At 72.6% G+C, this 15,523-nt stretch carries 15 protein-coding genes; 8 read left to right on the plus strand and 7 right to left on the minus strand.

Going from position 1 to position 15,523, the window contains the following annotated elements; all coding sequences use genetic code 11:
- Positions 1-128: 128 nt before the first annotated feature.
- Positions 129-1,343, minus strand: coding sequence for an MBL fold metallo-hydrolase (locus tag RM572_RS01550; protein WP_311671441.1), 1,215 nt, complete (start codon positions 1,341-1,343; stop codon positions 129-131).
- A gap of 145 nt (positions 1,344-1,488) precedes the next feature.
- Complete coding sequence (locus tag RM572_RS01555) at positions 1,489-2,871, minus strand: glycine--tRNA ligase (RefSeq protein ID WP_311671442.1); 1,383 nt, start codon at positions 2,869-2,871, stop codon at positions 1,489-1,491.
- A 172-nt stretch (positions 2,872-3,043) separates the two neighbouring features.
- Here RM572_RS01555 and RM572_RS01560 point away from each other — a divergent pair, with 172 nt between their 5' ends.
- From RM572_RS01560 to RM572_RS01580, 5 genes are all read left to right on the plus strand, one after another.
- Positions 3,044-4,063 (plus strand): metal ABC transporter substrate-binding protein, encoded by a 1,020-nt coding sequence (locus RM572_RS01560; RefSeq protein ID WP_311671443.1) that lies wholly within the window; start codon positions 3,044-3,046, stop codon positions 4,061-4,063.
- A 44-nt stretch (positions 4,064-4,107) separates the two neighbouring features.
- Positions 4,108-4,872: a metal ABC transporter ATP-binding protein gene (locus RM572_RS01565; RefSeq protein ID WP_311671444.1), complete on the plus strand. Its 765-nt coding sequence runs from the start codon at positions 4,108-4,110 to the stop codon at positions 4,870-4,872.
- Positions 4,869-5,753, plus strand: coding sequence for a metal ABC transporter permease (locus RM572_RS01570; RefSeq protein ID WP_311671445.1), 885 nt, complete (start codon positions 4,869-4,871; stop codon positions 5,751-5,753). Before RM572_RS01565 ends, RM572_RS01570 begins: the two co-directional genes overlap by 4 nt.
- An 82-nt stretch (positions 5,754-5,835) precedes the next feature.
- Entirely contained in the window at positions 5,836-6,246 is a 411-nt protein-coding gene (locus RM572_RS01575) for a Fur family transcriptional regulator (protein ID WP_027763758.1), read from the plus strand.
- A gap of 222 nt (positions 6,247-6,468) precedes the next feature.
- The gene (locus RM572_RS01580; RefSeq protein ID WP_311671446.1) at positions 6,469-7,347 is read left to right on the plus strand and encodes an aldo/keto reductase; all 879 of its coding nucleotides are present in this window, start codon (positions 6,469-6,471) and stop codon (positions 7,345-7,347) included.
- 31 nt (positions 7,348-7,378) lie between these two features.
- Here the strand turns inward: RM572_RS01580 and RM572_RS01585 are convergent, their stop codons facing one another.
- The 3 genes from RM572_RS01585 to RM572_RS01595 all read right to left on the minus strand — a co-directional run bounded on the left by RM572_RS01585 (position 7,379) and on the right by RM572_RS01595 (position 9,888).
- A complete protein-coding gene (locus tag RM572_RS01585) occupies positions 7,379-8,215 on the minus strand; it encodes an isoprenyl transferase (protein WP_311671447.1) in 837 nt (278 codons plus the stop codon).
- 66 nt (positions 8,216-8,281) lie between these two features.
- A complete protein-coding gene (gene recO / locus RM572_RS01590) occupies positions 8,282-9,040 on the minus strand; it encodes a DNA repair protein RecO (protein ID WP_136184237.1) in 759 nt (252 codons plus the stop codon).
- Between the two features lie 131 nt (positions 9,041-9,171).
- The gene (locus RM572_RS01595; RefSeq protein WP_311671448.1) at positions 9,172-9,888 is read right to left on the minus strand and encodes a TerB family tellurite resistance protein; all 717 of its coding nucleotides are present in this window, start codon (positions 9,886-9,888) and stop codon (positions 9,172-9,174) included.
- Between the two features lie 338 nt (positions 9,889-10,226).
- Between RM572_RS01595 and RM572_RS01600 the strand changes: the two genes are divergently transcribed.
- Positions 10,227-10,436, plus strand: coding sequence for a hypothetical protein (locus RM572_RS01600; RefSeq protein ID WP_311671449.1), 210 nt, complete (start codon positions 10,227-10,229; stop codon positions 10,434-10,436).
- A gap of 115 nt (positions 10,437-10,551) precedes the next feature.
- Positions 10,552-11,043 carry a general stress protein gene (locus tag RM572_RS01605; protein WP_136184235.1) on the plus strand — a complete coding sequence of 164 codons (492 nt, stop codon included), beginning with the start codon at positions 10,552-10,554 and terminating at the stop codon, positions 11,041-11,043.
- A 102-nt stretch (positions 11,044-11,145) separates the two neighbouring features.
- Here the strand turns inward: RM572_RS01605 and leuA are convergent, their stop codons facing one another.
- Positions 11,146-12,936, minus strand: coding sequence for a 2-isopropylmalate synthase (gene leuA, locus RM572_RS01610; RefSeq protein ID WP_311671450.1), 1,791 nt, complete (start codon positions 12,934-12,936; stop codon positions 11,146-11,148).
- 287 nt (positions 12,937-13,223) lie between these two features.
- Between leuA and RM572_RS01615 the strand changes: the two genes are divergently transcribed.
- Positions 13,224-14,306 carry a M4 family metallopeptidase gene (locus RM572_RS01615; protein ID WP_311671451.1) on the plus strand — a complete coding sequence of 361 codons (1,083 nt, stop codon included), beginning with the start codon at positions 13,224-13,226 and terminating at the stop codon, positions 14,304-14,306.
- 125 nt (positions 14,307-14,431) lie between these two features.
- Here RM572_RS01615 and RM572_RS01620 read toward each other — a convergent pair whose 3' ends face one another.
- On the minus strand, positions 14,432-15,262 hold the full coding sequence (locus RM572_RS01620) for a lysophospholipid acyltransferase family protein (RefSeq protein WP_311671810.1): 831 nt from the start codon (positions 15,260-15,262) through the stop codon (positions 14,432-14,434).
- Positions 15,263-15,523 lie beyond the last annotated feature (261 nt).

Below are 15,523 nucleotides of genomic sequence, written 5' to 3' on the forward strand. Positions count from 1 at the left end.
CTGCGCACCTCGCTCGCCGTTGCTGCCCTCTCGGACATTGTCGGGCGGTGCGGCCGACGGCGCCCGCCCGCACTGCGGCACCCCAGACCTGAGTCCCCCGTCCGAGTCCGCCTACGCCCTCGGGGCCCTCAGCCGCTCTGGGCCGCCGAGGTCTCCGAGGTGCCGCCGCGACCGGGCGTCCCCTTCCCCCCTCCGCCGTCGGGGGCCGAGCGCCGTACGGCCCCCTCGCCCGCGCGCTCGCCCACGGCCGCGGCGGGCGACGTACGGCCGCCGGCACCTCCGGAGGCGCGCCACCAGGGGGTGTCCGGCAGGTCGCGTGAGGACGGCTCGAAGGAGCCGCCGGGCGGCGGCACGGCCAGCCGGACGCCGGCTTCGGAGGTGGCGGACAGCATCCGCTCGCCGGGCTCGTACCAGGGGTGCGGGGCGAGGTTGAAGGTGCCCCAGTGGATGGGGAGCAGCACGCTGTCAGCGGCGGTGCCGCACAGGTCCAGGTGGGTGCGTACGCCTTCCTCGGGCGTCATGTGGATGTCCGGCCAGTAGTCGCTGTAGGCGCCGACCTGGATCATCGTGGCGTCGAACGGGCCGTGCGCGGAGCCGGTGTCGGCGAACCCGGCGAAGTAACCGGTGTCGCCGCTGTGGAAGACGCGGTGGTCGGGGCCGGTGACGACCCACGACGCCCAGAGGGTGCGCTGCCTGTTGCGGAGGCCCCGGCCGCAGAAGTGGCGCGCCGGGGTGGCGGTGAGGGTGAGCCCGGCGACCCGGGTGGACTCGTGCCAGTCCAGTTCGGTGAAGCGGTCCGGGCGCAGCTTCCAGCGTTCCAGGTGCGCACCGACGCCGAGCGGGACGACGAAGTGCACGTCGGACCGGGCGAGGGCGCGGATGGTCGGCATGTCCAGGTGGTCGTAGTGGTCGTGCGAGACCACCACGACGTCGACGCCGCCGAGGGCCGCCAGGGGCAGCGGCGGCGGGTGGTAGCGGCGGGGGCCGACGAAGGTGAAGGGCGAGCAGCGCTCGCCCCAGACGGGGTCGAAGAGCACCCGCCGGCCGTCGATCTCGGCGAGCACGGTGGAGTGGCCCAGCCAGGTCAGCCGCAGTCCCGACGCGGGCGGCTCGGCCAGGTCGGGGCGGCGGACGCGGACGGGGGCGGCGGGGCGGCGCTCCTTGCGGTTGAGCATCACCCGGGCCATCTCCAGCCGCGAACCTTCCGCGCGGGGGGCCGTGGCGGCGTGGACGGGGTTGCGGAAGGTGCCGGTGGCGGCGTCGTAGTGCGGTGAGCGTTCGATGCGGCGAAGGCGCTCACCTGCCGGTTCGGCGCCGAACGACGCGAGCCGTGGTAGGGACATGGAACCTCCCGTCAGCAGATGTGAGGAGAAACGCTCCGGTGCGTGTGGATGTTCCTCCCCGCAGGACGCCGTTCGCACGCGGGGTGCACGCGTACGGCCCTGAGGAAGGCTCCCCAGGGCCGTACGAGGTTGCCGGTCGGACCGTTCAGCAGCCCAGGAGGCGGCCGGCCAGGTAGCTCTCGATCTGGTCGAGGGAGACCCGGTCCTGCTTCATGGTGTCGCGCTCGCGCACGGTCACGGCGTTGTCGTCCAGGGTGTCGAAGTCGACGGTGACGCAGAACGGGGTGCCGATCTCGTCCTGGCGGCGGTACCGGCGGCCGATGGCGCCGGCGTCGTCGAACTCGATGTTCCAGTGCTTGCGCAGGGTCTCGGCGAGGCCGCGTGCCTTGGGCGACAGCTTCTCGTTGCGGGACAGCGGCAGCACGGCGACCTTGACCGGTGACAGGCGCGGGTCGAGGCGCATCACGGTGCGCTTCTCCATCTTGCCCTTGGCATTCGGCGCCTCGTCCTCGACGTAGGCGTCGAGCATGAACGCGAGCATGGCGCGGTTGACGCCGGCCGCGGGCTCGATGACGTACGGCGTCCAGCGCTCGCCGGCCTCCTGGTCGAAGTACGACAGGTCCTGGCCGGAGGCCTTGGAGTGCGCGCCGAGGTCGTAGTCGGTGCGGTTGGCGACGCCCTCCAGCTCGGAGAACTCACTGCCGCCGAAGTGGAAGCGGTACTCGATGTCGGCGGTGCGCTTGGAGTAGTGGGAGAGCTTCTCGGCCGGGTGCTCGTACCAGCGGATGTTCTCCTCGCGGATGCCGAGGTCGCGGTACCAGTTCCAGCGCTGCTCCATCCAGTACTCGTGCCACTTCTCGTCCTCGCCCGGCTTGACGAAGAACTCCATCTCCATCTGCTCGAACTCGCGGGTGCGGAAGATGAAGTTGCCCGGCGTGATCTCGTTGCGGAACGACTTGCCCATCTGCGCGATGCCGAACGGGGGCTTCTTCCGCGAGGTCTGCTGGACCTGCGCGAAGTTCGTGAAGATGCCCTGGGCGGTCTCGGGGCGCAGGTAGGCGACGGAGCCGGAGTCCTGGGTCGGGCCGAGGTGGGTGGCGAGCAGGCCGGAGAACTGCTTGGGCTCGGTGAAGGCGCCCTTGTTGCCGCAGTGCGGGCAGTTGACGTCGGCGAGGCCCTTCTCCGGCATCCGGCCGTGCTTCGCCTCGTACGCCTCCTCCAGGTGGTCGGCACGGAAGCGCTTGTGGCAGGAGGTGCACTCGGTGAGCGGGTCGGAGAACGTGGCGACGTGCCCGGACGCCTCCCAGACCTCGGAGGCAAGGATGACCGACGAGTCGATGCCGACGACGTCCTCGCGCGAGGTGACCATGGAGCGCCACCACTGGCGCTTGATGTTCTCCTTCAGCTCCACGCCGAGCGGGCCGTAGTCCCAGGCGGCACGCTGACCACCGTAGATCTCGCTGCAGGGGTATACGAAGCCACGGCGCTTGCTCAGGCTGACGATGGTGTCGATCTTGTCGGCGGCCACGGTGCTCTCTTCATCAACGACGACGGAATACCTCAGATTACCGGCGGGACAGGGTCCCGGATCAAATCGGCGACCGCCTCCGGCGGTCGGGCGGGCGGGGCCTCCCGAGTGAGCGAGATCACCCATTCGGGGCATTTGACAATCATTTCCACGTGGCGTGAAAATGACTGTCATGAACGCTCGCTCCACGTCCTCCCGCCGCCCCCTCATACGCACGGCCGCCCCGGCGGTGGCGGCCGTGCTGGGCCTGCTGCCGCTGACCGCCTGCGGCGGCGACGCGGGCGCCGACGACGGCCGGGTCGACGTGGTCGCGTCCTTCTACCCGATGGAGTTCCTGGCCGAGGAGATCGGCGGCGAGCACGTGGACGTCACCGGCCTCACCTCGCCCGGCGTCGAGCCGCACGACCTGGAACTCGCCCCGAAGCAGGTCGGCATGCTCAGCGACGCCGACCTGGTCGTCTACCTGAAGGGCCTCCAGCCGGCCGTGGACGAGGCCGTCGAGCAGGCCGAGGCCGAGCACGTCGCCGAGGCCACGGCGTACACCTCGCTGGAGAAGCACGGAGGCCACGCGGGCCACGACCACGGCGGCGAAGAGGCGCACGGGCACGAGGACGGTCACGCCCACGAGGAAGGCGGGGGCCACGCGGGCCACGACCACGCCACCGAGGGCGGCGGCGACCCGCACGTCTGGCTCGACCCGGTGCGCTACGCCGAGATCGCCGAGGGCGTCGGGAAGCAGCTCGCGCAGGCCGACCCCGAGCACGAGAAGGCGTACCGGGAGAACACCGAGGACCTGGTCGGCCGCCTGAAGACGCTCGACGACGACTTCCGCACCGGCCTCGAGGGCCGGAAGACCGACACCTTCGTCACCACCCACGCCGCGTTCGGCTACCTCGCCGACCGGTACGGGCTGCACGAGGAGTCGCTCTCCGGCGTCGACCCGGCCTCCGGCTCCATCAGCGCCGCCCACATCAAGGAACTGCACGAGATCGTGAAGGAGGACGACGTGAGCACCGTCTTCTTCGCGAGCCGCGCCAGCGACGACGCCGCGGACACCCTCGCGCAGGACCTGAACCTGCGGACGGGCGTCCTCTCCTCGCTGGAGTCCGTCGAGGACACCGGCACCCAGGACTACCTCTCCGTCATGCGCCAGAACCTCCAGGCCCTGCGCACCGCGCTCGACACGCAGTGAGCCCACCGCTCCCGCAGACGCAGCACACCACCGAAGGAGCCGCCGTGACGCAGCAGCCGGAAGCCGCCATCTCCCTCCGCGAAGCCACCGCCGTGCTCGGCGGCCGCCAGGTGCTGCGCGGCGTCGACCTGACCGTCGGACGCGGCGAGGTCGTCGCGCTGCTCGGCGCGAACGGCTCGGGCAAGTCCACCACCGTGCGCGCCGTCCTCGGGCGTACCCCCCTCGCCTCGGGCTCGCTGGACCTGTTCGGCATCCCGCTGCGCCGCTTCCGCGACTGGCGCCGCGTCGGCTACGTCCCGCAGCGTTCCACCGCCACCGCAGGGGTGCCGGCCACGGTCCGCGAAGTCGTGTCCTCCGGCCGTCTCGGTCGCCGCCGCTTCCTCCCGCTCGGCGGCGGCGACCGGGACGCGGTCGACCGCGCGCTGCACGTCGTGGGCATGGCCGGACGGGCCGGGGACGCCGTGGGCGCCCTGTCCGGCGGCCAGCACCAACGGGTGCTCATAGCCCGCGCCCTCGCGGGCGAACCGGATCTGCTGATCATGGACGAGCCGTTGGCCGGCGTGGACCTGGTCAGCCAGCGCGTGCTGGCCGAGGCGCTGCGCGAACAGGTCGGCCGCGGTACCTCGGCCTTGCTGGTGCTGCACGAGCTGGGCCCGCTCGCGCCGCTCATCGACCGCGCGGTGGTGCTGGAGGACGGCTGCGTCCAGCGCGTCGACGACCCGGACCGGCTGCACGACCTGGCCTGCCACCCGCACGACACCCCGGCGGCCGAGCCGGCCCCGGCGATCAGGACCGGACTGCTGTCATGACCGAGATGCTCTCCTACGACTTCATGCAGCGGGCGCTGCTCGCCGCCCTGCTCGTCGGCGTCACCGCCCCGGCCGTCGGCATCTACCTGGTGCAGCGCCGCCAGGCGATCATGGGCGACGGCATCGGCCACGTCGCCCTCACCGGCGTCGCGCTGGGCTTCCTGCTCTCCACCAGCCCGGTGTGGACGGCCGTGCTGGTCGCCGCGCTGGGCTCGGTCGGCATGGAACTCATCCGCTCCTACGGCCGGACGCGTGGCGACGTGGCGCTCGCCCTGCTGTTCTACGGCGGCATCTCCGGCGGCATCATGCTGATCAACCTGACGCCGGGCGAGTCCAACGCCAGCCTGAACACCTACCTCTTCGGCTCCATCACCACGGTCTCGGAATCCGATCTGGTCACCATCACGGTGCTGGCCGTGCTGGTCGTCCTCGTCGCGTTCGGCCTGCGGCGGCAGCTGTTCGCCGTGTGCCAGGACGAGGAGTTCGCCAAGGTGACCGGGCTGCCCGTGCGGTGGCTGAACCTGCTGCTCGCGGTCACCGCCGCGGTGACCGTCACCGTGGCCATGCAGGTGGTCGGGCTGCTCCTGGTCAGCGCGCTGATGGTGGTGCCCGTCGTGGCCGCGCAGCAGCTCACCCGCGGCTTCGCGGTGACGCTGGCGCTGGCCGTCGGCTTCGGAGTGCTGGTCACCTTGTCCGGCACGGTGACCTCCTACTACGCGGCCGTGCCGGCGGGGGCCGGCACCGTGCTGCTGGCCATCGCGCTGTTCGGCCTGACCTCGGTGGCCGCGGTGCCGCTGGCCCGCCGGCGGGGGGCGCGGGCCACCGAGGGGGATCCGTCGGGCACCCTGGAGGGAGAGCACGCCACGGCAGGCGTCCGCTAGCTCGCTGCGCGGGCCGGTCGGAGCCACCTGGCACAATGGCGAGCCGACCCGCACGGCAGCTCGACGAGTGGAGGAGGCAACGGTGGCGACCGCAGGTCCCCCCGTCCGCGGACGGTCGACCCGGCAGCGCGCAGCCGTGGCGGCCGCGCTGGCGGAGGTCGAGGAGTTCCGCAGCGCACAGGAGCTGCACGACATGCTCAAGCACCGCGGCGACTCCGTGGGGCTGACCACCGTCTACCGGACGCTCCAGTCCCTCGCCGACGCCGGCGAGGTCGACGTGCTGCGCACGGCCGAGGGCGAAGCCGTCTACCGCCGCTGCCACAGCGACGACCACCACCATCACCTGGTGTGCCGGCACTGCGGCAAGGCCGTCGAGGTCGAGGGCCCTGCCGTCGAGCGGTGGGCCGAATCCGTCGCCGCCGAACACGGCTTCGTGGACGTCGGCCACACCGTCGAGATCTTCGGCACCTGCGGCGACTGCGCGAAGGACTGACACCCGCCCGCCCCGCGGCTCCCCGCCCGCGCGGCTCCCGGGGCTCCGGCTCCCCGCCCGGCCGGGTGAAGGAGTGACACCGGCCCCCACCCGGCGTGCCGGGCCCGTCCCCGCTCCGCCGCGCGACCACCCTGGTCGTGCCGGGCGGAACGTGCCGCTCCGGCCCGGCGGGGCGGATCGTGCCGCTCCGGCCCGGCGGCGCGGATCGTGAGGAGCGGAACGATGACGACGGACTGGTCCGCGGTCGGCACCGTCCGCATCGGCCCGGACCTTGAGGTGCGGCGACTGGGTTTCGGCGGAGCGTGGCTGACCGGCCCCGGCACCTACGGCCCGCCCGCCGATCCGGACGCGGCGCGCGCGGTGGTGCGCCGCGCCGTCGAGGCCGGTGTCCAGCTGGTCGACACCGCCGACTGCTACGGGCCGGAGATCAGCGAGACGCTGATCTCCGAGGCGCTCACCCCGTACCGGGACCAGGTGGCGGTCTCCACCAAGGGCGGACGACGGGCGCTCGGAGGCGGCTCCTGGCAGGCCGACGGCCGCCCGGAACACCTGCGGCGCGCGTGCGAGGGCAGCCTGCGGCGGCTGCGGCGGGACACGATCGACCTCTACCAGCTCAACGCCGTCGACCCGGCGGTTCCCGTGGAAGAGTCACTGGGAGCCCTGGTGGAACTGCGCGACGCGGGGAAGATCCGGCACATCGGCGTCTGCAACGTCACGGTCGCACAGCTGGAGGCGGCGCTCGCCGTCACCGCGGTCGCGTCGGTGCAGGAGCGGTACGACCTGACGACCCGGGACCACGAGGACGTGCTCGACGCGTGCGCGGCGCGGGGCCTCGCCTTTCTCCCCTGGTTCCCGCCGGCGAACGCGCTGCGCGCCGCACCGGGCTCCGCGCTCGCCCGGGTCGCCCGGTCCCACGAGGCGTCCCCCGCCCAGGTCGCGCTGGCCTGGCTGCTGCGGCGGTCACCCGTGACCCTGCCGCTGCCCGGAACCACGGACCCGCAGGGGTGGGAGGAGGACCTGGCGGCTCTCCGGCTGCGGCTGTCCGAGGCCGAGGTGGACGCGCTGGCGGCACCCGTCCCGCCGCCCGGCGGGCGCCCCTGATCCGCTGCGGGACCCCGCCGGGGCGGCGGGTTCAGCCCTGCTGCGGGGTGGTGGACACCTCGTTGGGCCGGGCACCGCCGAAACGGCGGTCGCGGCGGGCGTACTCCAGGCAGGCGTCCCACAGATTGCGGCGGTCGAAGTCCGGCCAGAGGACGTCCTGGAAGACCATCTCGGCGTACGCGCTCTGCCATATCAGGTAGTTGGAGGTCCGCTGTTCCCCGGAGGGGCGCAGGAAGAGGTCGACGTCGGGCATGTCCCGGTAGTAGAGGTACTTCGCGAACGTCTTCTCGCCGACCTTGTCCGGGTCCAGGCGTCCCGCGGCCACGTCCGCCGCGATCGCCTTCGCGGCGTCGGCGATCTCCGCACGGCCGCCGTAGTTGACGCAGAAGTACAGCGTCATCGCGTCGTTGTGCTTCGTCTGCTCCTGCGCGACCTGGAGCTCCTGGACGACGGACTTCCACAGCTTCGGCATCCGGCCCACCCAGCGGATGCGGATGCCGAGGGCGTCCATCTCGTCGCGGCGACGGCGGATGACGTCCCGGTTGAAGTTCATCAGGAAGCGGACCTCTTCGGGCGAGCGCTTCCAGTTCTCGGTGGAGAAGGCGTACAGCGACAGGTTCTTGACGCCCATCTCCAGGCAGCCCTTGAGCACGTCCAGCACGACGCCCTCGCCGACCTTGTGGCCCTCGGTGCGCGGCAGGCCGCGCTCCTTCGCCCACCGGCCGTTGCCGTCCATCACGACCGCGACGTGGTTCGGGACCAGCTCGGCCGGGATCTGCGGGGGACGGGCTCCGGACGGGTGCGGCTCGGGGAGGGCGTAGGCGGCTGATCCGCGACGCTGCCGGGACAGCATTCCGCGACGGGCCATGGGTCTCAGCTCCATCGGATCGTGCGAGGACTTCTCCCCGGGAGCCTAGTCCACCCCGGGAGACCCCTACGCCGGGCCGCCGTTCCGCACGTAGCGCAGGGAGCGCAGGCCGCGCTCCAGGTGCCAGTGCAGGTAGGCGGAGACCAGCCCGTTGCCCTCGCGGACGTGCCGGGGCTCGGCGGCGTCCGCGGCCGGCCAGTCGCCGGTCAGCAGTGCCCCCAGCAGCCGTACGGCTTCCGGGGACGGCACCACGCTCCCGGGCACCCGGCAGTCGCCGCACACCGTGCCGCCCGCCGCGACGGAGAAGAACCGGTTGGGCCCGTGGATGCCGCACTTGGCGCAGTCGTCGAAGCTGGGCGCGTAGCCGTTCACGGCGAGGGAGCGGAGCAGGAAGGCGTCCAGCACCAGGCCCGGCGCGTGCTCGCCGCCGGCCAGCGTGCGCAGGCCGCCGACGAGCAACAGGTACTGCTGCACGGCCGGTTCGCCCTCGTGGTCGGTGAAGCGTTCCGCGGTCTCCAGCATCGCGGTGCCGGCGGTGTAGCGGTCGTAGTCGCCGACGATGCCGCTGCCGTACGGCGCGATGGTCTCGGTCTGCGTGCACAGCGGCAGCCCGCGGCCGACCAGGTCGCTGCCGCGGGCGAAGAACTGCACGTCGACGTGACTGAAGGGCTCCAGCCGGGCGCCGAACTTGGACTTGGTGCGGCGTACGCCGCGGGCCACCGCCCGCACCCGGCCGTGGCCGCGCGTGAGCAGCGTGATGATCCGGTCCGCCTCGCCCAGTTTCTGGGTGCGCAGCACGATGCCGTCGTCGCGGAACAGGCTCATGGGGTCATTCTCCCGTACGGCCCGCCCCGCCGGCGTCGCCGGGGGCGATCAGCACGGACGCGTACGCCGCGATCACCAGCTGCGCCCGGTCCCGCACCGCGAGCCTGCGCGTTCTCGGGGAGGCAGGGCCGTCAGGAGGGGGTGCGGGCGGCGGCCAGCAGGCGTTCGGTGTCCGCGGGGCGCAGCGCGAGGGCGCAGCCGACGGATTCCAGCATGTCGCGTTCGGCGGGTTCGTACGGGCCGTCGGCGAGGGCGATGGCGGCGCCCTGGAGCAGCAGCGCCTCGCGGCCGGCGGCGGCGAGGTGCGGCGCGAGGGGTTCCAGCGCCTCGCACAGTTCGATGTGCACGGCCATGTGGTGGTCGGCGGCGGCGAGGGCGTCGGGGAACTCCGGCCCGCCGGGTTCATGGGCAGCCGGGTCGTACAGCGGGTCCGCGCAGAGCGCGGCCAGCCTCTCCAGCAGGGAGTCCTCGTCGCACTCGGGGTAGCCGGCGGCACGTACGGCCTCCACGGCCGCCTCCAGGGTGGCCCGCGAGTCGGCGCCGGAGGCCGCCAGGACGGACAACGCGACGGAGTGCACGGCCTCCCGCAGCATGGTGGCCAGCCGGTTGGTGGTGGGGTGGTCCAGCGCCCCGGTGTCGTCGTGGCGGCGGCAGGCGGCGCACTCGACGACCGGCGGCACGTCGCCGCGCGGTACGAGCGGGATGCCGAGCACGGCGAAGCGGCGGCGTCCGGCGCGCAGCCGGTAACTGCGGTCGCCGCCGCAGCCGGTGCAGAAGAACTCGCCGTCGTCGAGGGTGCGCCAGCTGGTGCGGACGCCTGCGAGGCCCGCGAGGCGCGGGCCGGCCACCGGACGGTCTCTCGGGTCTCGGGAACGCACCACGCACCTCCATCACACTTCGGCAGCGCTGCCGGGTCGAGTGATGTTAACCACAGTCCCGAACCCCCGTCAGCCCCTTCGCAGAGCGGAATGCGCTTGCCGGGCGGAAACCGGCCGTGGAACTGCATTCCTTGCGCGAAGCGGAATGCAGCTCTCGGCGGCCGTCCGGTGACACGGGTGGACGGCGGAGCGGCGGCGCGGGCACCGGGGCCTCCCCGCACACCGAGGCAACCGGGCCTTTTGGCGCCACGCCCGGGCGGGAATGCTGTGACCATGACATTTCTGGCGAGACGGAGGGGGCTTCTGACATGACGACTCTCATCGTGGCGGTGGGCGGGACGGCGGTGCTCCTCGGCTGGCTGCTGTGGCGCATCGTGCGCCGGGAGCGGCGGCGCATCAGGCTGGGGCACGGCTTCCGGCCGGAGAGCAAGGGGCTGGCGGACATCCGGGAGGCGCGCCGCTCGGCGCGGACGGTGCGGGAGGTGGGCGCGCTCCACCCGCCGCGTGACCGGGGCTGACATGGACCGGGCCGGGGGTGACGGGCGGCGTCCGGGTCCGGGGAACCTCCCGGCATGGAGCGGCGGGACCGGGTTACCCGTGGGCCCGCAGACGTCCCCGAGGGAGGTCCCCGGCATGTCCACCATCGATCCTCAACCCAGAAACCCGGTCAGCGACGCCTGGAACACGGTGGCGAGCTACGACTCGTACGAGAAGGCGCAGACCGCCGTCGACACGCTGTCGGACGCGCACTTCCCGGTCGAGCACATCGACATCGTGGGGTCGGACCTCCGGCTGGTCGAGCACGTGACCGGCCGGCTCACCAAGGGGCGCGCGGCCGGGGCCGGCGCGGCGACCGGTGCCTGGTTCGGCCTGTTCATCGGCCTGCTGGTGGGCCTGTTCACGCCCGGCCCGACGTGGCTCGGGCTGATCATCGGCGGCCTGCTGATCGGCGCCCTGTGGGGCGCGGTCTTCGGCTTCGTCGGGCACGCCGCGACCGGGGGCCGCCGGGACTTCTCCTCGACGCGCTCCCTGGCCGCGTCCCGCTACGACGTGATCGCCCGCGGCGGACGGGTGGAGGAGGCGCGGGGCATCCTCCAGCGCGAGGGCCTCTCCGGCGCCGCATGACCGGGGCGCGTGCGTCGCGCCCGCCGGTGGGCCCGGCGGGCGGGACGCAAAACGCGCACGCCGGCCTGCGGCAGGTGGCGGAGCGCCTGCGGGGCGGGCCGCTCAGTGCCGGGACGCCCGGTTGACCGCGGAGACGACGGCCTGCAGCGAGGCGCGGACGATGTTCGCGTCGATGCCGACGCCCCACAGCACCTTGTCGCCGATCGCGCACTCGATGTACGAGGCGGCCTGCGAGCCGGCGCCCTCGCTCATCGTGTGCTCGACGTAGTCCAGCAGGCGCACGTCCACGTCGACGGCCTGGAGGGCGTCGAAGAAGGCGGCCAGCGGGCCGTTGCCGCTGCCGGTCAGGACGGCGTCCTCGCCGTCGACGACCGCCTGCACGGTGAGCGCGGTGGCCTCCTCGCCGCCCCCTTCGCTGGAGGTCGCGGTCTGCACGCCGTGCAGCGCCACACGGCCCCAGCTCGCCTCCGGGGTGGGCAGGTACTCGTCCTGGAAGACGGACCAGATCTCGGCCGGAGTGACCTCTCCGCCGTCCGCGTCGGTGCGGGCCTGGATGATCTTCGAGAACTCGACCTGCATCCGGCGCGGCAGCGACAGGCTGTGGTCGTTCTTCAGGACGTAGGCGATGCCGCCCTTGCCGGACTGCGAGTTGACCCGGATGACCGCCTCGTAGGAGCGGCCGACGTCCTTGGGGTCGATCGGCAGGTACGGGACCTCCCAGGTGACCTCGCAGGCGGGCTTGCCGGCCCGCTCGGCACGCGCCTCCATGTCCTCGAAGCCCTTCTTGATGGCGTCCTGGTGGGAGCCGGAGAAGGCGGTGTAGACGAGGTCGCCGACGTACGGGTGCCTGGGGTGGACCTCCATCTGGTTGCAGTACTCGGCGGTGCGCTTGATCTCGTCGATCCGGGAGAAGTCGATCTGCGGGTCGACGCCCTGGGAGAAGAGGTTCATGCCCAGCGTCACCAGGTCGACGTTGCCGGTGCGCTCGCCCTGGCCGAACAGGCAGCCCTCGACGCGGTCGGCACCGGCCATCAGGGCCAGTTCGGCGGCGGCCACCGCGGTTCCGCGGTCGTTGTGCGGGTGGACGGACAGGCACACGTGCTCGCGCCGGGACAGGTGGCGCGACATCCACTCGAACCGGTCGGCGTGCGTGGAGGGCGTGGAACGCTCCACGGTGGCGGGCAGGTTGAGGATGATCTCGCGGCCGTCCTCGGGCTGCCAGACGTCCATCACGCCCTCGCAGACCTCCAGGGCGAAGTCCAGCTCGGTGTCCGTGAAGATCTCGGGGCTGTACTGGTAACCGAAGACGGTCTCGTCGGTGAGGATCTTCTCGGCGTACTCCGTCACCAGCCGGGTGCCGTCGACCGCGATCTGCTTCACCTCCTCGCGGGAGCCGCGGAAGACGATGCGGCGGAACGCGGGCGCCGTGGCGTTGTACAGGTGGACCGTCGCACGGTGGGCGCCGCGCACCGACTCCACGGTGCGCTCGATCAGCTCCTCGCGCGCCTGGGTGAGGACGGAGATCGTCACGTCCTCCGGAATCGCGTCGTCCTCGATGATCGAGCGGACGAAGTCGAAGTCGGTCTGACCGGAGGAGGGGAAGCCGACCTCGATCTCCTTGTAGCCCATCGACACCAGCAGGTCGAACATCGCGCGCTTGCGGGCCGGCGACATCGGGTCGATCAGGGCCTGGTTGCCGTCCCGCAGGTCGGTGGACAGCCACCGCGGGGCCTCGGTGAGGCGCCGGCCCGGCCAGGTGCGGTCGGGAATGTCGACGGTCTCGTACCGGCCGTACCGGTGGAAGGGCATCCCGGAGGGGCGCTGGCGCACGGTGGCGGCGGTGATCGGCGTGGCGGGCCGTACGGAGGTCGGCTCCGGCTGGGAAGTGGTCATGTCGCGCGGGGCTCCTTGGCTTCAGGCTTCGGGACCGACGGTGGCAGCACCGGACTCCGCGGGGAGGGGGTCGGCCGTGAAGACTTACGAACCCTCGCCGCGGCAGCTAAGGAGAAGCAGCCCGCAACGCATGATGGCGCCACGTTAGCGGACCCCCGGCCGGTCCGCCGGGGGCGTATCACCATGCGGACCACCACCGGGGGCGGCGCGCGGGCGGTGCAACTCCTTCTCGCGAATCATGACAGCAGCCGGTGACAATCCCGTGACCGAATGCCACATTGCTGGACATGAACCCTCACACGGACGTTCACCCGCCGCTTCCTCCCCGCTGCGGCATCGTGCCGCCCCATCTTCTGGACCGGCTCGCCCGGTCGGACGACCCGGTGCTCGCCGCGCCCGCGCGTCGCACGCTGGAGCGGGACGCCGCCCAGCGCACCCGCCGCCACCTGGTCGCGCGGGCCACTCCCGCCCAGCCGCTGCCGCCCCGCCCGGCGGCCGAGCCCGCGCCGCGCCGCGCCGTGTACGACGCGCAGAACCGCGAGGAGCTGCCCGGGCGGCGGGTGCGGTCCGAGGGCGAGGGCCCGGTGCGGGACGCCTCGGCCAACCGCGCCTACGCCGCGCTGGGCGCCACCTTCGCGCTGTACCTCAGCGCCTACGGGCGGGACTCGATCGACGGTTCGGGCCTGCCGCTGGACGCGACCGTGCACTACGGCGAGCAGTACGCCAACGCGTTCTGGGACGGCGGACGGATGGTGTTCGGGGACGGCGACGGCGAGGTCTTCCGCGATTTCACCCTCGCGGTGGACGTCATCGGACACGAGTTGACGCACGGAGTCACGCAGTACACCGCCAACCTGCACTACAGCGGCCAGTCGGGGGCGCTGAACGAGTCGGTGTCCGACGTCTTCGGCGCGCTCATCAAACAGTACGAGCGGGAGGAGACCGCGGCGGACGCGGACTGGCTGATCGGCGCGGAGCTGTTCACCGACCGGGTGCAGGGCCGGGCGCTGCGGTCGATGAAGGAGCCGGGGACGGCGTACGACGACGACGTGCTGGGCAAGGACCCGCAACCGGGCCACATGGACGACTTCGTGCACACCACCGACGACAACGGCGGCGTGCACATCAACTCCGGCATCCCCAACCGGGCGTTCCAGCGGTTCGCGGTGACGCTCGGCGGCCGGGCGTGGGAGCGGGCGGGGCAGGTCTGGTACGACACGCTGACGTCCGGTTCGCTCAGCCCGGACGCCGACTTCGCGGACTTCGCGGCGGCGACCCTGGCCGCCGCGAGGGAGCAGCACGGGCCGGGCGAGGTCACCAAGGCGCTGTCCCAGGCATGGACGGACGTGGGCGTGCCGGTCTCCGGCTGACCGCGGCGGTGTGTGCGCCCCGGGGCGGGCCGTCTCGGAGACTCCCCTCCCGCCTCCCCCGCTCCTCCCCTCCCGCCGCTCACGCGACGGGCGGGGGCGGGGAGGCGGAGCTGCGGCGGGTGCGGTCAGAACAGCGAGTCGCGCTGCCGCACCATCTCGTTGAGCCGGTGCTGGACGGTGTCCTTGACCTCGCCGGCGAGCTTGTCCACCACCAGCGCGTCGTCCGCCGCGCCGGGCGGGAAGGTGTCCGTGTGGACGGGCGGGTCGAAGCGGATGGTCCACTTCGTCGGCAGCGGGACCAGCCCGAGGACGCCCAGCAGCGGAAAGGTGGGGGTGATCGGGAAGTACGGCAGCTTCAGCATCCGGGCGAGAGTGCGGGACTCGCCGATCATCGGATAGATCTCCTCGGCGCCCACGATCGAGCAGGGCACCATCGGCCGCCCGGTGCGCAGCGCCACCGCGGCGAAGCCGCCGCGGCCGAAGCGCCGGAGCCGGTAGCGCTCGTCGAACGGCTTGCCCAGGCCGCCGTAGCCCTCCGGCATGACGCCGACCAGCGCGCCCTCCAGGAGCAGGCGTTCGGCGTTCTCCGGGCAGGCCCGCACGTGTCCCAGCTTGCGCGCCAGGTCGCGGACCACGGGGAGCTGGAAGGCGAGATCGGCGGCGAGCATCCGCAGGCGGCGGTGGTCCGGGTGATGGTCGCGCAGGCAGAGCTGGAGCATCAGCGCGTCCAGCGGGAGGGTGCCGGAGTGGTTGGCCACCACCAGCGCCGAGCCGTCGGCCGGGACGTGCTCCAGACCCTGCACCTCGACGCGGAAGTACTTCTCGTACAGGGGCCGCAGGGCGGGCATCAGGGCGTCGTCGACGAGGTCGGGGTCGAACCCGAAGTCGTCCACGGCACCGTCGTCGGAGGTGAGCCGGCCGTAGAACTCGACGCCGGAGGCGACGAGTTCCTGCATCAGCTGGGTCGCCAGGGATGGCCCGCCCTCGAAGGGCTTCTCGTCGTTCGGCACGGCCTCGACTCTCCTCGGGTGTCGGTGAAGCGCGGCACGGCGGGGCCGGGCAGGTCCCACCGCTCCGCGTCCTGCTGGTCGTGAGGTGGCCGCGTCCCGTGGCAGTCGGGGCTCCCGGCCCGTGAAGCAGTCAGTCTTTCCTCCGTCACCCTCCGTGTCACCGACCAACTTGCTGTTCTCTGCCGTGAACGGCCGGGGGTCTCGGTC

The sequence above is a fragment of the Streptomyces hazeniae genome, from assembly GCF_031845485.1.
GTDB classification, from domain to species: Bacteria; Actinomycetota; Actinomycetes; order Streptomycetales; family Streptomycetaceae; genus Streptomyces; species Streptomyces hazeniae.